Source organism: Trichormus sp. NMC-1 (assembly GCF_001858025.1).
GTDB lineage: Bacteria > Cyanobacteriota > Cyanobacteriia > Cyanobacteriales > Nostocaceae > Anabaena.
Genome location: NZ_LZQD01000011.1, coordinates 82748 through 103469, shown reverse-complemented (window position 1 = coordinate 103469; position 20722 = coordinate 82748). Strand labels below are relative to the sequence as shown.

General features: G+C 38.1%; 18 protein-coding genes and 1 pseudogene. 4 read left to right on the top strand and 15 right to left on the bottom strand.

Features of this window, described 5'->3' with window-relative positions; translation table 11 throughout:
• The first annotated feature begins 135 nt into the window (after nt 1-135).
• Nucleotides 136-2601 (top strand): LuxR C-terminal-related transcriptional regulator, encoded by a 2466-nt coding sequence (locus A9Y75_RS23985; RefSeq protein WP_071192093.1) that lies wholly within the window; start codon nt 136-138, stop codon nt 2599-2601.
• 428 nt (nt 2602-3029) lie between these two features.
• On the opposite strand, the gene A9Y75_RS23980 is transcribed toward A9Y75_RS23985, so the two are convergent.
• The 8 genes and pseudogenes from A9Y75_RS23980 to A9Y75_RS23950 all read right to left on the bottom strand — a co-directional run bounded on the left by A9Y75_RS23980 (nt 3030) and on the right by A9Y75_RS23950 (nt 9224).
• Nucleotides 3030-3752 carry a response regulator transcription factor gene (locus A9Y75_RS23980; protein ID WP_071192091.1) on the bottom strand — a complete coding sequence of 241 codons (723 nt, stop codon included), beginning with the start codon at nt 3750-3752 and terminating at the stop codon, nt 3030-3032.
• A 723-nt stretch (nt 3753-4475) separates the two neighbouring features.
• Nucleotides 4476-4562 (bottom strand): annotated as a pseudogene (locus A9Y75_RS27995) (WGR domain-containing protein); the annotation flags it as partial.
• 148 nt (nt 4563-4710) lie between these two features.
• On the bottom strand, nt 4711-6327 hold the full coding sequence (locus A9Y75_RS23975; RefSeq protein ID WP_071192089.1) for an AAA family ATPase: 1617 nt from the start codon (nt 6325-6327) through the stop codon (nt 4711-4713).
• 11 nt (nt 6328-6338) lie between these two features.
• Entirely contained in the window at nt 6339-6581 is a 243-nt protein-coding gene (locus tag A9Y75_RS23970; RefSeq protein ID WP_071192087.1) for a hypothetical protein, read from the bottom strand.
• 208 nt (nt 6582-6789) lie between these two features.
• On the bottom strand, nt 6790-6993 hold the full coding sequence (locus A9Y75_RS23965) for a DUF2997 domain-containing protein (protein WP_071192085.1): 204 nt from the start codon (nt 6991-6993) through the stop codon (nt 6790-6792).
• A 3-nt stretch (nt 6994-6996) separates the two neighbouring features.
• The gene (locus A9Y75_RS23960; RefSeq protein WP_071192084.1) at nt 6997-7443 is read right to left on the bottom strand and encodes a DUF1257 domain-containing protein; all 447 of its coding nucleotides are present in this window, start codon (nt 7441-7443) and stop codon (nt 6997-6999) included.
• 158 nt (nt 7444-7601) lie between these two features.
• Nucleotides 7602-8678: a hypothetical protein gene (locus A9Y75_RS23955; protein WP_071192082.1), complete on the bottom strand. Its 1077-nt coding sequence runs from the start codon at nt 8676-8678 to the stop codon at nt 7602-7604.
• Between the two features lie 210 nt (nt 8679-8888).
• Complete coding sequence (locus tag A9Y75_RS23950) at nt 8889-9224, bottom strand: hypothetical protein (RefSeq protein WP_071192080.1); 336 nt, start codon at nt 9222-9224, stop codon at nt 8889-8891.
• A 780-nt stretch (nt 9225-10004) separates the two neighbouring features.
• On the opposite strand from A9Y75_RS23950, the gene A9Y75_RS23945 reads away from it, so the two are divergent.
• The gene (locus A9Y75_RS23945; RefSeq protein ID WP_071192078.1) at nt 10005-11000 is read left to right on the top strand and encodes a WD40 repeat domain-containing protein; all 996 of its coding nucleotides are present in this window, start codon (nt 10005-10007) and stop codon (nt 10998-11000) included.
• A gap of 196 nt (nt 11001-11196) precedes the next feature.
• On the opposite strand, the gene A9Y75_RS23940 is transcribed toward A9Y75_RS23945, so the two are convergent.
• The 7 genes from A9Y75_RS23940 to holA all read right to left on the bottom strand — a co-directional run bounded on the left by A9Y75_RS23940 (nt 11197) and on the right by holA (nt 17520).
• The gene (locus A9Y75_RS23940) at nt 11197-12135 is read right to left on the bottom strand and encodes a ParB/RepB/Spo0J family partition protein (RefSeq protein WP_071192076.1); all 939 of its coding nucleotides are present in this window, start codon (nt 12133-12135) and stop codon (nt 11197-11199) included.
• Nucleotides 12132-12893 carry a ParA family protein gene (locus A9Y75_RS23935; RefSeq protein WP_071192074.1) on the bottom strand — a complete coding sequence of 254 codons (762 nt, stop codon included), beginning with the start codon at nt 12891-12893 and terminating at the stop codon, nt 12132-12134. Before A9Y75_RS23935 ends, A9Y75_RS23940 begins: the two co-directional genes overlap by 4 nt.
• Before the next feature lie 298 nt (nt 12894-13191).
• Nucleotides 13192-13635 (bottom strand): hypothetical protein, encoded by a 444-nt coding sequence (locus A9Y75_RS23930; protein ID WP_071192072.1) that lies wholly within the window; start codon nt 13633-13635, stop codon nt 13192-13194.
• Nucleotides 13636-13745: 110 nt separating this feature from the next.
• The gene (ssb, locus tag A9Y75_RS23925; RefSeq protein WP_006196492.1) at nt 13746-14129 is read right to left on the bottom strand and encodes a single-stranded DNA-binding protein; all 384 of its coding nucleotides are present in this window, start codon (nt 14127-14129) and stop codon (nt 13746-13748) included.
• A gap of 224 nt (nt 14130-14353) precedes the next feature.
• Nucleotides 14354-15322 carry a hypothetical protein gene (locus tag A9Y75_RS23920; protein ID WP_071192070.1) on the bottom strand — a complete coding sequence of 323 codons (969 nt, stop codon included), beginning with the start codon at nt 15320-15322 and terminating at the stop codon, nt 14354-14356.
• Between the two features lie 120 nt (nt 15323-15442).
• Nucleotides 15443-16438: an AAA family ATPase gene (locus A9Y75_RS23915; protein WP_071192068.1), complete on the bottom strand. Its 996-nt coding sequence runs from the start codon at nt 16436-16438 to the stop codon at nt 15443-15445.
• A 116-nt stretch (nt 16439-16554) separates the two neighbouring features.
• The gene (gene holA, locus A9Y75_RS23910; RefSeq protein ID WP_071192066.1) at nt 16555-17520 is read right to left on the bottom strand and encodes a DNA polymerase III subunit delta; all 966 of its coding nucleotides are present in this window, start codon (nt 17518-17520) and stop codon (nt 16555-16557) included.
• A gap of 154 nt (nt 17521-17674) precedes the next feature.
• Here holA and A9Y75_RS23905 point away from each other — a divergent pair, with 154 nt between their 5' ends.
• On the top strand, nt 17675-18049 hold the full coding sequence (locus A9Y75_RS23905) for a hypothetical protein (protein ID WP_071192064.1): 375 nt from the start codon (nt 17675-17677) through the stop codon (nt 18047-18049).
• 19 nt (nt 18050-18068) lie between these two features.
• Nucleotides 18069-20722: peptidase C14 (locus tag A9Y75_RS23900; protein ID WP_071192173.1), on the top strand; the 2654-nt coding region annotated here is incomplete at its 3' end.

Sequence of the window (20722 nt, the reverse complement as noted above, 5' to 3'; positions counted from 1 at the left end):
TTGTTCTTACAAATTGTCCTCACCATTGAAAGGTAGGACTTTTTTCTATGTCTAAAGTTTGATACATAAGCCATAAACAACTTTGTACACGGATGTTAGTATTAATAAACAACTTAGATAAACGTTTGTTTACGGATGACTAAACAGAGATTTGAAACGGCATTACAACAGCTAACAGCAAGACGTAGAGAGGTGTTAGAGCATTTTTTATCTGGTGAGAGTGATGAAGCGATCGCTAAATCCTTAGTTATTGCTGACACTACCGTAAGGCAACATATTAGAAAGATTTGTCAAGTCTTTGGCTTAAAAAATGATTTTGAAGATGATCATTCTTCACAGCGGGCTAATTTAATGGCCTTATTTGCTCAATATAAGCCTGATTTACTACATAAACCAACGGTTACAGAAAGCCAAAATCAGGCTAGTGACAGTATCTTCTCCTTGAATACATCTACATCTAGCCGGCAAGATGCTTGCACTACTGAGTATGATCCTAATTTCGTAGGTAGAGACGATGCAATTATCGCTCTTGACAACCGGATCAATAAAGGCGCAAAAATTATCCAAATCATCGCACCAGGAGGGACTGGTAAAACTCGTTTAGCTCAGAAATATCTTGAAAGAAGGTTTAAAACAGTCTTAGAGTTTCCTATTGGTAAAGAAAAAAAGGATATTGCATCAATAGAGAATCTTTTAGAATTTAATTTGCGTAAATTAGGAGAAGAACCCGGAAAGGAGTTAATAGAATCTTTACAACGATTAAAGCAAGAACTCCAAGATCGAGAAATAGGCATTTTAATAGATAACCTCGAACCTGCTTTAGATGCTTCTGGTAAGTTTATTGAACAGAATCGTAGTTATGTAGAATTATTGCGAGTTTTAACCGATTCTAGCGTTAAATCGCTTACCTTAATTACCAGTCGTGAACGTCTTTGTGAGAGTTTATATATTACCTTGTATAGTCTGCCTAGTTTAAGTGTAGAAGCATGGAGTGAGTATTGGCATTATCAAGGTATTAACTCAGATATTCCCATATTAACCGAAATTTATAAGGTTTATGGTGGCAATGCCTTAGCTATGAAAGTGTTATGTAATCCGATTCTAAATGATTTTAATGGAGATATTGTTGCTTATTGGCAGGAAAATAAAACTGAGGAGAATTTAGAAGTTGAAACTGCGGTAGCGAATTTAATTAGAGAACAATTTGAAAGATTAGCTTATATTAATACTGATGCTTATAATTTGCTGTGTCGAATGGGATGTTATCGTTATCAAGATGAATATGTTTCGACGATACCAGAAAAAGGTTTATTCTGTTTACTTTGGGATGTAGTAAAAAATCAGCATAAAAGAATTATTAAAATTTTGAAAGACCGTGCTTTATTTGAATTCAATAATGATGAATATTCGTTACATCCTGTAATTCGTAAAGAAGCAATAGAAAGATTGAGAAATAGACAAGATTGGAAACAAGCAAATACCAAAGCGGCAGAATTTTGGACTGAAAGTGTTAAAACTATTGAAACTGTTAAGGATGGAAGTAAAGCATTGGAGGCTTATTATCATTATGTAGAGATTAAGGATTTTGACAAAGCTTGCAGTGTCATATTACATCGCAGACCTAACCAATGGGAAAAACCTAATAAATGGGAATCTGGTTCAACTCTTGGTAGTTCTTTGATGAAATTGGGTTTAATATCAGAGATTAATTTTGCAATTACAAACACAATTAATAATATTGGTAAAATTAACCGATTTTATTCTGAAAGTAAACTATATAGTATGTTGGCAAATATCTGCTATAGAAAAGGAAATATACACGAATCTATTACTTTTTATCAAAAATCTGAAAAGTTATCAACTCAAAATTTAGAACACCTGATTTCAAATAGTAGTTGTTGTTCATATAATGAAACCATACAAAAAAATTTTGAATTAAAAGAACTAAAAATAGACTGTATGTTAAATATTGTTCTTTGTAGAATTCAACTCTTAGAAATTAAAAACGCATTGGAGATAAGCGAAAATATTCACTCTCTTTTTGATGACAAAAGTGATGATTTTATGAAGCGTAAAATAGTTGTGTGGTTCTATTTGGCTTATTTGTATTCCTGTATTAACTGTAAGGATAAAGCATTGCATTTTATCAAAAAAGTTGAGAATAATAATTTAAACGATATTTTAGATATATGGGTACGTGGATTAAAATTGATTTTTTTAGGAATGGCTTATAAAAATTTGCAAGAAATTGAAAAAGCAGAAAAATTTTATTTGAATGCTATTTCTTTTAGTGATGAAACTCATTCAACACTAATTAATGGCAATGCTTTAAATGCGTTATCAGAAATTTATCGACAAAAGCAAAAATTTGAAATAGCCCTTATTTATCATCAAGAATCAATCGCAATATTAGATAAAATTGGTGCAAAATGTGACCTAGCAGAAGCCTACTTTCAACTAGCATTAACCTATCAAAAAATAGGAGATAAAGCTAACAGTAAACAATATTTTGACAAAGCAATGTATCTTTGGAGTCCCGAACAAATTGACGCACCCAAGCAAATAAAACGAGTATTAAAAGCGATGAATTATGAATCTTGAAATAAATTTCAGGCTCAAAGCTAAAATCTGTTAAAACAGGCTATAGTTTAATAGATGTTATAGAGGTTTTGAACAAAGAGAATTAACAGATAGAGAAACGATAGAATATCCATTATTAAATGTTATTGGTATTCTTTCAGGAGAACCAATATGGCTAGACTGTGGGGATTCCTTTGGGGCGATCACTCTTTGAAATTAAGCTATTGGTGTTAAGTGTAGGTGTCAAAGATGCGGAAATCTAAAATGTGGGGATTCCTTTGGGGCGATCGCTTATTAATTTATATGAAACCTATGTACACCAATGGTTTTAGATATATCAAAAGGATGTTTTGTCATAAGGGAAATGGTAGAACCAAATGTTTTACAATAAATAGTGCCACTTTTTATAAAATGACATTGAGATGTTAATCATAGATACTTACATTTGACTACATCACTAAACCCGAACGTAAAGCCCTCACAGCAACTTGGGTACGGTCATCAGCGCATAACTTATTTTTAAGATTGTGAACATGAGTTTTGACTGTACCTACGGTAATATATAATTTCTCGGCTATTTGAGCATTGCTGCAACCACTTACTATTAATTCTAAAATTGCTAGTTCTTTTTGAGTTAGGGGGTAGGTTTCTAAAACTTGTTCATATTCTATTTCTAATACCTCAATTTTTACAACTTTTGGCTTATCCAATGATTGATTATCATTGGAAATACCTTGACGCATTTTTTGTAATACTATATTAGCGATCGCTGGATCAATCCAAGAGTTACCATTAGCAGTTGCTTGTACAGCTTCAGTAAATTTATTAATACTTATTTCCTTTATACAATAAGAATCAGCACCAGCCGCAAACGCAGCTAAAACTACATCTTCACTATTATTTATCGTCAAAATCAATATTTTTACCTGTGATTGTCCTGTTTCTGCCTGATAACGCTTAAATTTACGGATCAGTTCAATCCCGTTTATATCTGGTAAATTAATATCTATCACAGCCACATTTGGTTTCAGTGTTTCCAAAAGTTTTAGTCCCTGAGTTGCATTACCCGTTTCACCAATCACCTTAAACCCAGTGTGTGATTGCAATTCAGTTTTGAGTGCCATCCGGGTTAAATTATGATTCTCAATTAATACAATAGTAATTTCATTCATTATTAATAACACCTACAATTATACAAAATCTATTATCTAGGAGTAAATATAGCGAAGCTGCCATGAGGAATCGCCCATCATCCCAACAAATAAGCGATCGCATTCACCAAAGGATAGTAAAAACTCTCATGTACATAAGCTTTTAGACACGTACAATACAGATTAAGAAATTTTAATAGTAAAAATAAATTTTCCTGAAATTGGTTTTCTTTGATATAGTTATGATCAGAGTCAGTAGCCGATTTTTCAATCATGCTTTGTAGCACTGAAAAGGATTACAGCAATTGATTACCAGTACGAATCAAAACTCTCAAACTGTCTTGTAAACAATTTGAGAGCTTAAAATTCAATAAATCAGTAAACCCAGTTTTTTACTTAGTCAATGTCTGGAAAACGTCTCTAAGTAAATACTGGATCGCCGGATCAAAACCATGAGGGTAATTTCATGGCAGTCTTAATCTTTTGATTATAGACTGCAAAGTACAAAAGTGTAAACATTTTTCTTCTAATTCTGCCAACCCATTGCAATTAGTGGGGGTGTGGCATGAATAAGAACCTAGAAACATCAAAAAGTGTAATCCAAATGAAATTTTTTGTATTTAAGTCCGATGGTCGTTAAAAAATTTCAAGAGAGTTGAACGCTAACAATCTTTAATGACAAGGCTTTGGGCGATTGCTCTGATTCCTTAGCGTACAAAACTCCCAATTTGGCACAGTCTAGCCAACAGTTAAATTTTCTTGCTCAACTTTGGCACTCCAGAACTTATTGCTATTCTGGGCAGCATCTACGAATACTAAATATATTTCCATGATGATTACAACGATATTTCATTGTGGTAAACCGCTAAAAACTCCAATGAGTATTTAGCGGTTTAGTGATTTATGGCTTACTTGACTACTGAAAGCGATAGCGAAGCGCTGCTGCAAGCAGTTCGCTTACTTCTGTGCCGGAGGCAATCTAATTGGTACGGAATTTAGAGGTACGAAGACTTCTCTTGGAAACCTGCACAGGACTGGAAGCTGGTCGTGCTACCTTTGACCAAGACTGCATCCGCTCAACAGCAGCAGCATCTTGAACAGCTAAAGGCGTAATATTTCGCTGGCAATTTTCTAAATCAGCTAGTGTCACCTGTTGCGGTCTTCCTTCATCAAAAGCCAGTAGTGCGGCTTCTGAGGCTAGAGTTTCCAATTCAGCACCGCTAAACTTGCTGGTACTAACAGCGATCGCTTCCAGATACTCTTCAGGAACTTTTATACCGTAGCGTCCTAGATGAATCCTGAGAATTTGACAACGTTCTATTTCTGTGGGTAGATCAACAAAGAAATTCTCATCAAACCGCCCTTTGCGCTTGAATTCAATCGGTAAAGCAGTTGGGTCATTACAAGTTGCTACCACAAACACCCCTGCTGTACATTCAGACATGAAAGTGAGGATATTCCCTAAAATTCTTTGTGAAACCCCAGAAGTATCGCCATTAGCGGAAAGTGCCTTTTCTACCTCATCAATCCACAGGACACAGGGAGCGATCGCTTCAGCCGTACTGAGTGCGCGGCGGACATTACCTTCAGATTCTCCCACTAGGCTACCAAGCATTGAGGCAATGTCTAGTTGCAACAATGGAAGATTGAGAATAGTTGCAATGTTTTTGGCTACTATTGATTTACCTGTCCCTGGTGGTCCCGCTAATAGCACGCCTTTAGGTTGGGGTAAATTGAGCGATCGCGCTTCTTGGGAAAACAACCGACGACGGCGTTGCAGCCAATCCCGCAGTAAATCCAAACCGCCAAAAGGTATTGTTGTGGGTTTACCCAATTCAATACCCATTTGAGCAAGTAGCCGGGTTTTGTATTCGACAACCAAGGAGATGACTGTAGCATCCATCACAATGCCTTGAGAAGTTAATCGTTCTTTCACAGTCAACCGCAAGAAGTCGCTGATTTCTTCCAAAGTTAATCCTAATGCTGCTCTTGCTAAGGTTTCTTTATCTTCAGTGGTCAGAGAAACTGTGAATTGTACCTCTTGCTCACTGGCAGATTCTTGCAAATACAGCAAATATGATTCTAAGTGGTCTTGAATTTGCTCAATGCTAGGTAAAGGAACTTCACAGCAAGGAATAAGCCTCAATAAAGATTCATGCAGTTGAATATTTTGACCCAGAAGTACAATGCGCTTTTCAGTTGGTTTGAGACGATGGTACAAGTTCTTGACTCTGGTAAGAACTTCCCAACTCAATTGCAGGGAATTTTTACCCACAAAAGGGTGAATATCTCCCAGTATGAAAACCCCATTCCCCTCAAAATTGTTGATGTACTCGAATACATATATTAAAGGGTCTATGTGAGGAGGCTTTTTGTAAGTCTCGACTGATTTGAATACCAGTCCACCGTCGTCAGCAATCAGACATTGTTCTAAGCTGGATACTCCTAAATTCCAGAAATACACAGGACTATTCAGTTTGTCCATGACTTCAGTAGTTAACCATTGAATAATGGTTGCTTCTTCAGGAGATAGAACCTCTAAAGCCACAATGGGTATTTGAGAGTCAATGGTGGTAATTAGGTTTGATAGTTTCATGGCTGTGAATTTTACTCAGGTACGGAAGAAAGTTCGTTATGAGTGGTAACAAGATGTACAACTACTTCGTAAGTTTCGGCATCACTGTTAAAGACTTCAGCAACTCCAGAAGACTGTGGATGAGCAATAGCGGAAATTAGGGCATTAACTAAAGTGCAAAGTCCCTCGGTGTTTCCTTTGATAATTACTGGTTGTCGCGCTCCTTTTGAGGTGTAAATATGGAGCATGGGATATTCTTCAGGTAGTTCACTCATGAAAAGATAGGGGAATTTTGTTTATTCCCCAGTGAAAATTTATTACTGAACTTCCTTAGATGAAGGAGAAACAGGCCAGGAAAGGATGTGGAAGATATAGCAATTGATAGGCAGGGAGTTTACCAAAAGATGATAAAATTGAGATACTAAAAAACTTCTATCTGTGTTACTTCTCCCCTGCTATATCTCCCTCGTCCCTGGTTTGAATTTATTGATGTAGTCGGTGTTGATGGGTGTTAGTGCTACGAAGCTGTTGGTGAGATTCGGGCTTGTAAATGCGATTGCCCACTATCCCCAAAGCTTCCTCAAAAGGTTGAGTTGCTTCTAGACAGGACAATCCCTCAAATCCCTCGGCTTCTATTTTTACTTCACCTGTAGCAGTGTCAAAATGTATCAATATTGCCCTTTCCATAGATTATCTCCGTACTTGCTGAGTTTGTTGATGTGTTGAGAATGCAATACGTAAGGTATGTACTTGACCCTTGGTTTCTTCTGTGATGGTGCATTCTCCTAGCTGTTCCTGTAACTGTGCTGCTTTAGCGCGAACCATGTTTTTACCGTAGGCTTGCATGAGGGTATGAGAAAAGAAGTTTTCTCCCAGTCGGGGTACTGTTTCATAGGCATCATGGATGATTTGATACACCTTTACTTCTTGATCCCACAAAAACCCGATATCTGCGCGGGCATTTAAAGTATGACCAGGGACAACAATCTCTGCACTTTTGCCTTCAGAGTCGTCGTAATAACCTTTGAGCAATTGTGGTTTCTCATAAACTTGCACGGTAAGCTGCAAATCTTGTAGAGCATCAACTAAACATTCACGATTAGTTAATTTTGTGGTGACAGTTGAGAAATGTGACATCTTAGTTACTGTGAATTGGGAAATTAAGACTGATAAACAAGGAAGTAAATAGTTGCTATTACTTCCTCTCTTAATTGCGTAGCAAGTGTATGAGGTGTATTATTCTCATCTACACCTCACACCTTGTTTTTGTTCAAAGATGATACAGACAGGTTTTTCTACCGAAGTTTGAGAGACATGGCTGTAGCTTTGCTTAACCCCATACCCTCATCACTTGCTAATCTTTGAAGATGACGTTGTTCATCCAGCAGCTTGGCGTAAATTTCATCCATTTTTCCCTCTAATTGAGAACTTCCCTGTGAATCAAGCCTTTTGGCATCTACAGAAGCGTTTTCGAGAATGTCTTCTAGATGAGTCATCATTTGTTCGAGACTGCTACCTGCTTCAAAACTGGCATTACCCAAAAGCATTTGGACTTTCTTGAAATGACGTTCCATCTTTTTCTTAAAGTTGACTGGTTTGCGTCCTGGTTCCCAATTGCTCAAATCTTCGAGTAATTGCGCTGCTAGTTGTTCTCCACCTGCGATCGCCGATTCTCTGAGTGTTTGTTCTAAATTTGTGTCATACTGCTCAATAAATCGAGTTATTTGCTGCAAACATTCAGCTTGTTGTTCTGACAATTGCTCGCTAATAGCAGGAATAATCACAGGACGACCAATTATTACTTGTAAATAGTCTTCTAGTTCCTCTAAACAGGGAAAAGCTTTTACTAAGTTTTGCTTAACTTCTTGTTGTTGTTCTACAGATAACTGCCAAGCATTCAGTGAGAGGAATTTATCAATCCGTTCTTGATAATCTGTGTAACCCTCGTCATACTCTTCTCTCAATTGGGTGCGTAAAGTAGGGGCAATATTATCTCGAATTTCGATTAATTGACTCCAGACTATGGGTGCTAAATCTATGGAACAAATCCAATCACCATTGTCATAATTCATCCATTCTTGGACTGAAGCAATTTCTTGTCTTAATTTGTTTGCGGCTTCATCTAAGGCTTTGAAAACTTTGATGCCCTTTAAACCAACTTCTGAAGTTGTAACTTTTACTAGGTCTGATTCTTGTTCATTTTGAGACGTTTTGAGAACATCTGCCCATTTCGGAGCATTGCTTTTAGTTGTTTTCTTTAATTGAATCTTGAACCGGATGCGTGTTTTGTTTAATTTGGAGAAGTTGTATCTTTCAACAACAGCGTTTTGGAGGAAGGTTTCGCTTGAGTTGGGAATGACTGCTTGTAGCATATTGTTTTGGGAATCATATTATTTGCTCACTCCCAGATAAGCGTTAGCTTAAAATTGATAGCTACACAAATTTGTTCCCAAAATCTTTTTGCGTGTTAGGGAGTAAATGAGCAATTGAACAGAAAGTTATGCTAAGGCTGTAAGCCATACTTGATAAGCATTCTATCAATCAATATTTTTGGTAATTCTCAACGTACCAATTAACCCTTTTTATTCTGTTGGATTTTCATCTTCAAATTTGCCAGGGTTATTATTTTTGTAAAGTTGTGCAATTCTTAAAGCAACATCCCTATCTTGTATTTCAAATACATAATTACAAATGTAAGTATCACCATCTAAGAAAGGTTTAGCAATATTAGTTAAAAGTGCATCAAAATTTATAGAAGTCCCCGTTTCGCCTATAAAATATAGAGTTTTGATTTCTCCTTGACTAATTTCTGGTTTGCTGGGGAATACCATTAGACGGTAGGACACTGGGTTGATTTTTGTATCTTTAATAGTAAGAGGTAATAAAACACAGGCATTGTATTTATATTTAAAATTCATGACTTTGCACTGAAAAAAGACTATTGTGAATTATACCTCAAAATCAAATAGGGTAAAGACAAGATACTCGGAAAATTTATTGGTTCTACCGCTCCCTTTATGATTTTTTCGGAAAACATGGCGTAAACCTTTATGAGCAAAGAAAGCTAACCAGGAGTTGAATTCTCTATGGTAGCCCCCTTTATTTTAACGTCGTCATACTTCAATTTACTGACATTACCCACAGGTGACAGCATTGATAACGCCGAAAATTATTGACAAAATACCGTTTTAATGTATAAAGTAATAAGTCCTATAAAAAATGTTAAAGGTTTTCTTGTTTTAGCCAAGGCAAAATAGTTTTCGTTGTAATAATACTTTTAAAAGTAAGTGGAGGAATTATTAAAAATGTTATTATTGAAGAGCATTGTTTTTTGTATTGTATCTCAAGTATTAGTATTTGTCATTCTACTGCCTACAATTGAGAAGGTTATAAATCAAAAGATAAATATAACCATTCGTATTATTTTATCATTGATCTTATGGTTCACGTCCTTATGGATATACGCTCAAAGAATTCTTTTTATCAGGGGAGAGACAGATGAGATAAAAAATAACATATCTTTTTTAATTCCTGAGTATTTTAAATCAGATCATAATTTTTTGAATGCTATACAATTAAGTCTTCAATACAATACTCCTCTTCTTATATTTTCTATTTTTTTACTACTGATAATATCAATATTTTTGTATTCTAAGGTTAAATATTTTAGAAAAAATCTAATAACTAAACTAATATTCATGGTAATTGTTTCTTATTATTTGTATAATGTACCATTTAATATAATTGATATTCATAATAAAAAGGATGCTTCTTTAAGTAATCTACCGAACCCCTCTCCTCCACGCAAAAAGATTATGACTGCAACTTTAGTTAAAAACTTAAATTCGGGACGTGGTTCGTATTACGGATTAGACATAACCCCAGATGGTAAGACTTTAGTTAGCGGAAATAAGCGCGGCATCGAAATCCTGGATCTTCAAACAGGAGAACCGAAATTTACTCTCACAAAGCATTCGGTTCTTTCCGTTGCTATTAGCCCAGATAGCAAAACTTTTGTCAGTGGAGGTCAAGACAAAACTATTAACATCTGGAATCTACAAACAGGAAAGTTAAAATCTACCCTTGTTGGTCATGATGATGAGGTGTTGTCTGTAGCTATCACGCCGGATGGTAAAAGCTTAGTCAGTGGGAGTGTTGATGATACTATTAAAATCTGGAACTTGCAAACAGGAAAGTTAAAATTCACCCTCCCTGCTCACTTACGGATAGTTCGTTCTTTATTAATTAGTCCTGATGGAAAGACTTTGGTTACTGGAGGTGTTGATATTATTAAAATTTGGAACTTGCAGACAGGAAAGTTAAAAGCCACTCTGACTGGTCATTCTAATACGATTTTTTCTTTAGCAATTAGCTTGGATGGTAAGACTCTGGTGAGTGGGAGTTGTGACGGAACTATCAAAATTTGGAATCTACAAACAGGAGAATTAAAATCTACACTTAGTGGACATCAGAACTGTACTTGGTCTGTAGCCATTAGCCCAAATGGTAAGACTTTGTTCAGTATAGGTGATGACAGCTATATCAAAATCTGGAACTTCCAAACAAGAGAATTAGAGTCTAATGTCTATACTCATCCTGGTTCAGTTTTTTCCTTGTCCATAAGTCCCGATGGAAACACTTTAGTAAGCGGAGATTATGGAAATATAAGTATTTGGCGACTATTTTCTCAATGATTAATGTTGAAATCTTGCTGAAATAAAAACCTTAACTGAACTACTGGAGTTTAGAGTAGTGTTTCTGAAATTACATTGTTTAAAAAGTATTGTTTTTTCGTTTTGTAATAGGTTAGCTTCTACCCCAAATGAGCAGAAGCCGTGTATTTTGATGTTATTCACAAATGGTATTTCTGCGGTTTCTTACTTCTTTTGTTTATTCCTCCACCAACAGAGCTTCTATCTGAGCCAGCAGTTTTTCCAAAGCTTTTTGCTTTTTAGGATTTTCCCAAATCTTCGCTTTTTGTAATTGACTTGATGCTTCCTTATAACGGTTTTTGAGTGAAGGTGGTTCTGGTTTTACCTGACGACTTGCTTTAATTCTTTCGTTAATCTGAGTTAGTGATAGACTGTCTGCTATCGTCTCCTCCAGGAGTGCAGTTCGTTGTCCTAAATCTTTCACACGAGCGATCGCAGTAGCTTTGGTATATTCAATTTCACCTTTCCGCAAAGCATCTAGGACATCTTCTGGCAGTTTCAGTAACGGTAGACGACTGCTGACAAAAGATTCCCAACTTATCATTCCCAAGGCATCAAATACAGCTTCTATTGCTTCGGAATCATCACTACCCAAAACGTTTTGGGTAACTTTACCTTTAGCCTCATTTTGCATTCGGTAGAGAAGTGAAACCACGTTATCAGTATCCTGATTTAACCTCAAACTTAAAAGCTGAAGTATACCTTCAGTCTCTTCGATTGGGTTCAAATCTTCTCGAATCAGGTTTTCAACAAGGGATAACTGCAAGGCTTCTCTATCGTTGAGTTCTCTAACAACAACGGGTATTTCTTTTAGTCCTACTTTCAGGGCGGCTCGGTAGCGTCGCTCTCCTGCAACTAACTCATATTGTCCTGCTTCTAAAGGACGGACTAACAGAGGCTCTAAAATACCGTGTTCTTTAACTGATATTACCAGTTGTTCTAGCTTTTCTGGATCAAAGTAGCACCGGGGCTGAGAATTAGGCAGTTTGATAGAGTCAATAGAAATTGTATGCGGAGTTGTAGTAGTATCTTCAGTTGGGTAAACACTATCTCCAAGTAAGGCAGCTACGCCTTTTAATTGACTGGTATAAGGTTGGTCTTTTTTATTGGTATTCACTTCAATTTTTCTAAACCTAAAGATATTTTTTCTAATACATCAACGGCAGGATGTTTGCGATTGAATAATGCTAAAGGCAATCGTGCCTCACTAGCATCGGCAAAAGCAATAGCTTTGGAAATTGGGTCGTAGACTGTGGCCAGTGGTGACAGTTGTTCTGAAATAGCCTTGAAAGTTCTGCTTTCCTGAGCAGTGCGAGCATCATACATTGTCGGTATAAAGCCAGCGATCGCCAAAGACCGATTTGCAGCTTTGCGGAGTCTTGCTACCGTATTTAATAGCAAGTCCGTTCCTTGAAAAGATTTGAATTGACATTGAATGGGAACTAAAACGTGGGTTGCTGCCACTAAGCTGATCACACTCAAAATACCCAAACTGGGAGGACAATCTATCAAAATAAAATCATATTTGTCCAGTATAGGAGCGATCGCATTTTTGAGGCGCATTTCTCGCATCAGGGCAGATACCAATTCTAGTTCAGCAGCACTTAAATTAATATTTGACGGGACTAACGACATTCCATGAATTAGTTCAGGATGGATGGTTAATGCTTCTTCCCCAACAGCAGCTTCGTACACAGTTTTTGTGAGATTCTCTGGTTCCAGTCCCATAAATGTGGTCAAGCTGGCTTGTGGGTCCATGTCAATCAACAGCACACGGTTAGGATGACGCTGCGCTAAATGATACCCCAAGTTCATTGTTAAAGTGCTTTTCCCCACACCGCCGGACTGGTTAAATAGCGCAATAATGCGACTCATAATAAGGTTTTTTAGTAAATTTTACAATCAACAAGAGATTCTGATTGCCTACGGCACTGGCGAAGCCAATCATTCTTCGCACTCTAGTTTATCGTGAATTGTCTAGAATCTTGTTGGTAGTACGGGACTTGTAATTTTAGAGCGTCTCAATCATTTTTGGGAGTCTTCGACTTAATATAGTAAGTGGCATTTTATTTAAGATTGAGTTCCTAGACGAAATATTAAACCACTTTTCTAGAAATAATTATCTGCCTACAGGAAAAAAATACCTCTGGCAAAGTAGCCAGAAGTAAGATCATTAAAAGGGAATGTGAGAAATATTAGTATTCCGAGAATGTCCGTTGTTAGATGCTGTAGCTACACCAGCACCAACTAGCTGTTGAGTATTTTCCTGTGGAGTTGCTTGAACAACAGGTGTAGCAGTTGGTATAGGATTCCGATTACCAGTGGTAGTGCAGATGAAAGTGCGGATAACCAAGGCAGTTTTCTTTTCTTTATATCCCTTACCGCTATCCACTACGTTAATATCTAAATAGCCCATAGCGATACCAGTAGCATTAATTCCTGATTCAGCAATGGAAACTGCGGCTGCTCCTTTGGTTCTGTAGGGAATTGTGTCTTCCACTACGCCATCTTTTGAATAGTAGGAGAAAACACATTCACCATAGACAATCTTTACACCTTGACTGTCAAAAGCTTCATCAATACTGAGCAGTCGAATGGTTTGGGTTGAGTTAATCATGGTCTATTCCTTGTGATGAAATTGTCAATTGTTCATTAAAATTGCGCTTTGCGCTTTTCAACCACAACATCCCACAGACAAAAGTTATGCTGCGGGATGTGGTTAGTTTTCTAGAAGTTTGCGTTAATTATGGAATCTTGGTCTTCACTGGTTTCATTCGAGTCTTTACGTTGAGCAGAACTGATCAGTTCTAGATTGCTGACACGAATGATGGGTTTTTGTCTGGATTCGTTGGTGTTTTTATCTATCCATCTGTCAAAGACTATTTCACCAGTAATCCCAATGGTTGAACCTTTTTGAACCCAGTCTGCTGCAACTTGAGCAATATTTCCCCAAAGTTCTAAATCAAACCAGAGGGGATTTTCACTTCTGTAGGGAGGTTTGACAGCAAGAGTCAAGGATGTTTTCATTGCACCTGACTCGAAGTATCGAACATCAGGTGTTTGACCAACGCGACCAACTAAATCAACTTTATTGACGTATTGCTGAGTCATATTATTTTCCTTGGGTAATCAATATTTTTCACGGTATTAGCGCGATAGCGCATTCTCGGTTATGCAACTAAACGAATGATTCGCTACAGGCTGATTTGAGGCTTTTTGGGATACAAGCCCAGCGTCAAACCTGATTGCGCCTAGCGCATTTATTACTGGTTGTATTGGGAAAAACTGCGTAAAAAATAACCCCAAATCTGCTAGAGATTTGAGGTTGATGAGTATTACAAAATTTGTTCTTTGGTTGCTAAACCATGCAGTTTGGTTACTAATTTCTCTTCTTTCATGCGAGAGAAACCAGGGACTTTGTGCAATTTGGCTAACTCCTTTAGTCTTTTTAGAGTTAGTGTTTGTAAATCTTCCAAACTTGCTAATTCTGGAGAATCGGGAATATTTGTTACTTCTGAGGAAGAGTGATCAGGTGTAGGAGAATCTGAATCGGTGATAATTTCTGCTGTGTCGCAGGGAATAATATCATTACTATCACTGCTATGATCAATATCTTCACTCACCACAGTTACAGTATCGCTACTAGCTTCACTAGGAGTATCATCTGGTAAAGAAATAGATTCAGATGATTCGGGTAGAGCGATCGCTTCTGGCAGTGTCTTTTGTGTGATCGCCTCAACTACTAAATTATCCTCAATCTCTTCGTTTACGGTAGTTACTGTATTACCACTATCTTCACCAGGAGTATCATCTGGTGGTGTAATAAATTCAGGTGATGTTTGAGCGAACGCATCCACTACTGAATTATCCTCAATCTCTTCGTTTACGGTAGGTACTGTATTAGCACCATCTTCACTAGGAGTATCATCTGGTGGTGTAATAGATTCAGATGATGTTTGAGCGATCGCCTCAACTACTGAGTTATCCTCAATTTCTTCGTTTACGGTAAGTAATGTATTACTACCAGCTTCACTAAAAGCATCATCTGGTAACGGAGTGCTTTCAGAGGGTGAAGTAATCGCATTATTACTGCTGAGGTTAGGCGTTTCTGTTTCCCTGCTTGTGTCACCAAGAATTTGCTCAATACTGGCTACAGTGGGTTCTTTCAAAACAGTGATTCTGTGGAAATTTCCCACTTTTCTAACTGAGATTCTTGCCCCAGCCGTGCGGAGTTTTGTTGTCAAGTCGTTGAGCAGGAGAAATGCTACATCCAATTGACGGTAATTGTTGATAATGGCACTCATGGTTTTTTGTTTGATTTAGTTCACCACAAGAGCGCATAGCGCAATCTTTTTGTCCAAAAATGTTGTTTGGTATCTTTGATGATGTTTAGACAGACTGCGTTGAAAATGTAGTTTTTGGTATTAGTCAGGAAATAATAAGACTTCCCATACCAAACGGGGAGAGGCCATTTTTAACAGAGAGTTTTTGGCATCTTCCAGTTTTAACAGCCAATTGTGATCACTGAGAAATTCCTTCCAGCAATATTGCAGGTAATCTATCAGCCATAGTTGTTGATGAAAATCTAATTGCACCTCAATATCTTTGGCAATACTTAACGCTGTTAACAGATTGTTAGGAGGTTGAATTAGTTGTTGCAAAATTGATTGTGGGATAGATTGGAGTTGATCATGGTAAGCGATCGCCATCCCTGGAGAACCACCTGCAAACTGTATAACATTGGGGTGATTGAGAATTTCAGAACGTCCCACATTTTCTAAAACTTTGGTCATTTGGGGGTTGTTTAGTCGCTGGAAAGGAATCAGTTGGCAACGGCTGGTAATTGTAGTAAGTAACTTTTGGGGTTGGGATGACATGAGGATAATAGTGCCGGATATTGGCTCTTCCAAAGTTTTCAGCAGTGCATTAGCAGCAGTGGGTGGCATTCTTTCCGCATTTTCTACCACGACAATTTTGTAAGGTGCAATTAGAGGAGAGGTAGAAAGAAATTGGGTGATTTCTCGAATCTGCTCAATTCTAATTTGGGATGGAGATTTTCGCAGTACCCCAGAAGCTGCTATTTCACTTTCACTTAACAACTGTTTTTGGTGTAGGTATGTTGGTTCAACCCATAAAATATCAGGACAGTTAGCTAGGTTTTGGATGTTGAAAATTTCAGCGATAAAGCATTTCGCAGCTAAAGATTTTCCTACTCCGTCTGCTCCAGCAAACAAATACGCAGGGACAATTCGGTTGTGTGCGATCGCACCCTTGAGTAAAGATACCGCTAAATTTTGTCCGATGATTTTTGATAACTGCCAGTTTTCTGCAATTGGCTGTGTAGATTCGGCATCTATACTTTGAGAAGGTTCAGAAACAGAAAGGTCTGTTGTGAGATGAAGTAGATCAAGTTGCTTCATTTTTTGAGTTTTTGAAATTGTTGATTGGACATCTCCAGAAATTTAATCTCCCTCAACAACCAGAGAATTTTAGGTTAAATTTCCGAGGTGTTTATTGCATTTGCAAGAAGTAGTAACTACGAGCAAAGTTTGATAAGTTGAGTTTGCAAGGCGAGTTTTTCATCTACACCAGATTTGAGCATTAGATCTAGTTCCAACAGCATTTTCAAACTATTTTTCAGCCTGTTTACACAACAATTAGCAACCTCTTGGCGGATGTAATACAAGCGTTTGGGATTTTTCACCTCTGCAAGTTGGGCCATTGTATTGTCGTCTTGACACCCGGTGATGATCATCTGTTGGACTGTTAGCCAAGTGCGAAAGGTAGTAGTCAGGGTAGCGGTAATCTTTAAAGCTGGTTCGTTACAGTTAATTAAGCGATCGCCAAATTCTAATGCTTGAGCAATGTTACCCAAGCGAATAGCATTGGCTAGTTGTAAACTATTAGCAGCACTTTCTGACACTAATTTTTTCACCATATCTTCATTGACTGTTTTACCCAAAGCATAAGTTTTGAGCTTTTCTAGTTCGGTGAATATCAGTCGTGTATGATTGCCTGTGTAATCAATCAATACTGTGTAGGCATCGGTAGTGAGTGTTACACCTACTTCGTCAGCTAAAGTATGAGCTTGCTGTATTAATGCTTGGCTTTGCCATTGGGGAATGAGAGGAAATTCCTGTACCTGTGCGTACTCCAGTAGTAATTTGACTGATTTATTTCTTGCGTCAGGTTTGTGAGTGTTGGTGATAAGGAGTGTGTTTGTTGAGGGAATTTTGGGGAGAATGGACTCCAACTGCAACAAAATTTCTTTTGCACAAACTCCCAGTAATGTGCTGTTGGGCAAGTGTACTAATCTTCCTCCACTCCCAACTGGTGGTGTCATGATATCGGATAATGCTTGAGGAATGGTTTCTTTAGATTCTGGGGGGTATTCTGTATAGTTAAAGTTTGCCCATTGTTGATCTAGAGTGTGGGTTTTTAGTTGTTTGATGGTGCGAGTTAGGAAGAATTCGTTTTCACCAAAGTATAAGTATGTTGGCATGGTAGTACGGCAATACAATTGTCGTACATGAGCGTTAGCTCTAAGTCCATTATTAAGATAATATTACATAGCAAATCCCTAAGTTATACATTTTGTGATAATCTAAATTTCAAAGATACGTATTTTCCCTGTTACACATTTTTAAGGATTAACTATGGAGATAATTATTGCTGCTTTAGTCGCTGGTGCTACTGCTGCTGCGAAGGATACCGCAGGACAAGCCGTTAAAGATGCCTATAAAGGTTTGAAAGATTTGATTAAAAATAAATTTGCTGAACACGGTAAAGAAAAGGATAGAAATCTCGTAGATGATCATGAAGAAAAGCTAGATTCAGAAGCTTTTAAAGCATTGCTTAAAGAAGAGTTCGCCAAGGTAGGAATTGATAAAGATGACAAAATTATCGAAAAAGCACAACAAATTATGAAAGAAGAAGATCCTGAAGGTGCTTCAACTGGTAAATATGATTTACGAGGAGCTAAGGGTGTTCAAGTTGGAAATCAAAACACACAAACAAATACATTTAGCTAAGAATTGCGAGAGTATTTAAATGATTGAAGATACCGCAGATCCCCTCAAAAATAATATTGAGTTTAAGGGTGAAATTAAGGGCGCTCAGATTGGTAATCACAATATTATCTACAATTATTTCTACTATAGAGAAGAAGTAAAACCTACATCTCTTGATGTTGCTGATGACAATCTCCTCTGTCCTTATCGCGGTTTATTTCATTTTGGACCCGATGATGCGGATGTTTTCTTTGGGCGGGAAATATTTATAGAAGAACTTTATACTGCAACTAAAAAGAATAATTTTATTCCCGTACTAGGTGCATCAGGAAGTGGTAAATCTTCGGTGGTATTAGCAGGACTTGTTCCTAAATTACAAAAAGAGGGTCATTGGCAGTTTACTCATTTCCGTCCTGGTTCAGATCCCTTTCACGCTTTAGCCTTAGCTTTAGTTCCTCTTTATACACCAAACTTAGATCAAACCGACCAAATTGCCCAAACGCGAAAGTTAGCTGATTACTTGCAAGATGAATCTGTTCTTCTCTCGGACGTTTTTGCTAAAATTCGGCAAAATCACCCTAATGATCGAGTTCTATTGATTGCTGATCAATTTGAAGAAATCTATACACTCTGCAATGATGAGAAAATTCGCCGTAAGTTTCTCGATAGTTTATTAGTTAGTTTAGAAATTACCACTTCCCTATCTTCATCGGCTACCGTGTTGGTGACGACAATGCGGGCAGATTTTTTGGGAAATGCTCTTTCTTATCGTCCCTTTGCTGATGTTTTGCAAAAAGCTGATGTGAAACTCGGACCAATGAACCGGAAAGAATTAACAGAAGTCATTGAAAAACCTGCCGAAAATTTAGGGGTGAGATTTGAACCGGGACTGGTAGAACGCATTCTCAATGATGTGGAAAACCAACCGGGAAATTTACCTTTGCTAGAGTTTGCTTTGACAGAATTATGGAACAAGCGAACGAGTAAACAATTAACTCACAAAGTCTATGAAGAAATTGGTCAGGTAGAAGGTGCATTAGCTCGTCATGCTGATGAAAAATATGGTAGCTTGACAGATGACGAGAAGGAAAAAGTCCGACGGATTTTTATTCAATTGGTGCGTCCGGGTGAGGGAACAGAGGATACAAGACGCATAGCCATGAAAGCGGAATTGGGAGAGCAAAGTTGGTCTTTGGTAAAACAATTGGCTGATGCTCGGTTGGTGGTGACAAGTCGCAATAATAATCAAGAAACTGTGGAAGTAGTCCATGAAGCTTTGATTCGGAATTGGGGAGAACTGCGAGAATGGATGAATACAAACCGCGTTTTTAGAGCTTGGCAAGAGCGACTCCGTTCAGCAAAGGAACAATGGGAAGCAACGAATCAAGATTCAGGTTCATTGTTGCGTGGTGCAGCATTAGCATTAGCGGAAGAAAGACTGAAGGAACGCCCAGAAGACTTAGTTGATGAGCAGGAATTTATTAAAGCTAGTGTGGCGGAAAGTGAGCGAATAAAAAAAGAAGATGAAGAATACCGCCAGCGGCAGTTACAAATGCAAACTGAACTAATAACAGCCCAAGAAAAAATTGTTCGAGAGTCTAAAAAACGAGAAAAAGAACAAAAGAAAGTCATTACAATTTTGGGATTTCTTCTTCTTTTTGTTGGTGGTTTGGGTTGGACAGCATGGACTCAGAAAAATCAAGCGGAACTCAATCAAGCCGAATCGCTTGGTAGATATTCCCAGTCTCTAATGAATGAACATAAAGACTTAGAGGCTTTTGTCACAGCAATTAGGGCGGGAAAAATCCTACACAGCCAACACACAACTAACGTAGAGGCTTTAAATGCTTTCCATAAAGTTCTTTTTGAGGGCAGAGAAAGCAACCGCTTAGAAGGACATCAGGGTACAGTCTATAGTGTGAGTTTCAGTCCCGACGGCAAAACCATCGCTACGGCATCTGGGGACAAAACAGCGCGGTTGTGGAATTTGCAGGGGCAACTGCTGAAGGAATTTAAGGGGCATCAGGGTACTGTCTTCAGTGTGAGTTTCAGCCCCGATGGCAAAACCATCGCTACGGCATCTGGGGACAAAACAGCGCGGTTGTGGAACTTGCAGGGGAAACTGCTGAAGGAATTTAAGGGGCATCAGGATTTTGTCAAAAGTGTGAGTTTCAGCCCGGACGGTAAAACCATTGCTACGGCATCTGGGGACAAAACAGCGCGGTTGTGGAACTTGCAGGGGAAACTGCTGAAGGAATTTAAGGGTCATCAGGGTTGGGTCTATAGTGTGAGTTTCAGCCCGGACGGTAAAACCATTGCTACGGCATCACTTGACAAAACAGCCCGGTTGTGGAACTTGCAGGGGCAACTGCTACAGGAATTTCAGGGTCATCAGGGTACTGTCTGGAGTGTGAATTTCAGCCCGGACGGTAAAACCATTGCTACGGCATCACTTGACAAAACAGCCCGGTTGTGGAACTTGCAGGGGCAACTGCTACAGGAATTTCAGGGTCATCAGGGTACTGTCTGGAGTGTGAATTTCAGCCCGGACGGTAAAACCATTGCTACGGCATCTGGGGACAAAACAGCGCGGTTGTGGAACTTGCAGGGGAAACTGCTGAAGGAATTTAAGCATCAGAATACTGTCAGTAGTGTGAGTTTCAGCCCGGACGGTAAAACCATTGCTACGGCATC

Bases quoted from the DNA above. Each gene is read 5' to 3' on its own strand.
- A9Y75_RS23920 (WP_071192070.1), bottom strand. From the start codon at position 15,322: ATGAGTGCCATTATCAACAATTACCGTCAATTGGATGTAGCATTTCTC.
- A9Y75_RS23915 (WP_071192068.1), bottom strand. From the start codon at position 16,438: ATGAAGCAACTTGATCTACTTCATCTCACAACAGACCTTTCTGTTTCT.
- holA (WP_071192066.1), bottom strand. From the start codon at position 17,520: ATGCCAACATACTTATACTTTGGTGAAAACGAATTCTTCCTAACTCGC.
- ssb (WP_006196492.1), bottom strand. From the start codon at position 14,129: ATGACTCAGCAATACGTCAATAAAGTTGATTTAGTTGGTCGCGTTGGT.
- A9Y75_RS23960 (WP_071192084.1), bottom strand. From the start codon at position 7,443: ATGTCACATTTCTCAACTGTCACCACAAAATTAACTAATCGTGAATGT.
- A9Y75_RS23965 (WP_071192085.1), bottom strand. From the start codon at position 6,993: ATGGAAAGGGCAATATTGATACATTTTGACACTGCTACAGGTGAAGTA.
- A9Y75_RS23985 (WP_071192093.1), top strand. From the start codon at position 136: ATGACTAAACAGAGATTTGAAACGGCATTACAACAGCTAACAGCAAGA.
- A9Y75_RS23950 (WP_071192080.1), bottom strand. From the start codon at position 9,224: ATGAATTTTAAATATAAATACAATGCCTGTGTTTTATTACCTCTTACT.
- A9Y75_RS23955 (WP_071192082.1), bottom strand. From the start codon at position 8,678: ATGCTACAAGCAGTCATTCCCAACTCAAGCGAAACCTTCCTCCAAAAC.
- A9Y75_RS23980 (WP_071192091.1), bottom strand. From the start codon at position 3,752: ATGAATGAAATTACTATTGTATTAATTGAGAATCATAATTTAACCCGG.
- A9Y75_RS23930 (WP_071192072.1), bottom strand. From the start codon at position 13,635: ATGATTAACTCAACCCAAACCATTCGACTGCTCAGTATTGATGAAGCT.
- A9Y75_RS23905 (WP_071192064.1), top strand. From the start codon at position 17,675: ATGGAGATAATTATTGCTGCTTTAGTCGCTGGTGCTACTGCTGCTGCG.
- A9Y75_RS23975 (WP_071192089.1), bottom strand. From the start codon at position 6,327: ATGAAACTATCAAACCTAATTACCACCATTGACTCTCAAATACCCATT.
- A9Y75_RS23945 (WP_071192078.1), top strand. From the start codon at position 10,005: ATGGTAATTGTTTCTTATTATTTGTATAATGTACCATTTAATATAATT.
- A9Y75_RS23970 (WP_071192087.1), bottom strand. From the start codon at position 6,581: ATGAGTGAACTACCTGAAGAATATCCCATGCTCCATATTTACACCTCA.
- A9Y75_RS23935 (WP_071192074.1), bottom strand. From the start codon at position 12,893: ATGAGTCGCATTATTGCGCTATTTAACCAGTCCGGCGGTGTGGGGAAA.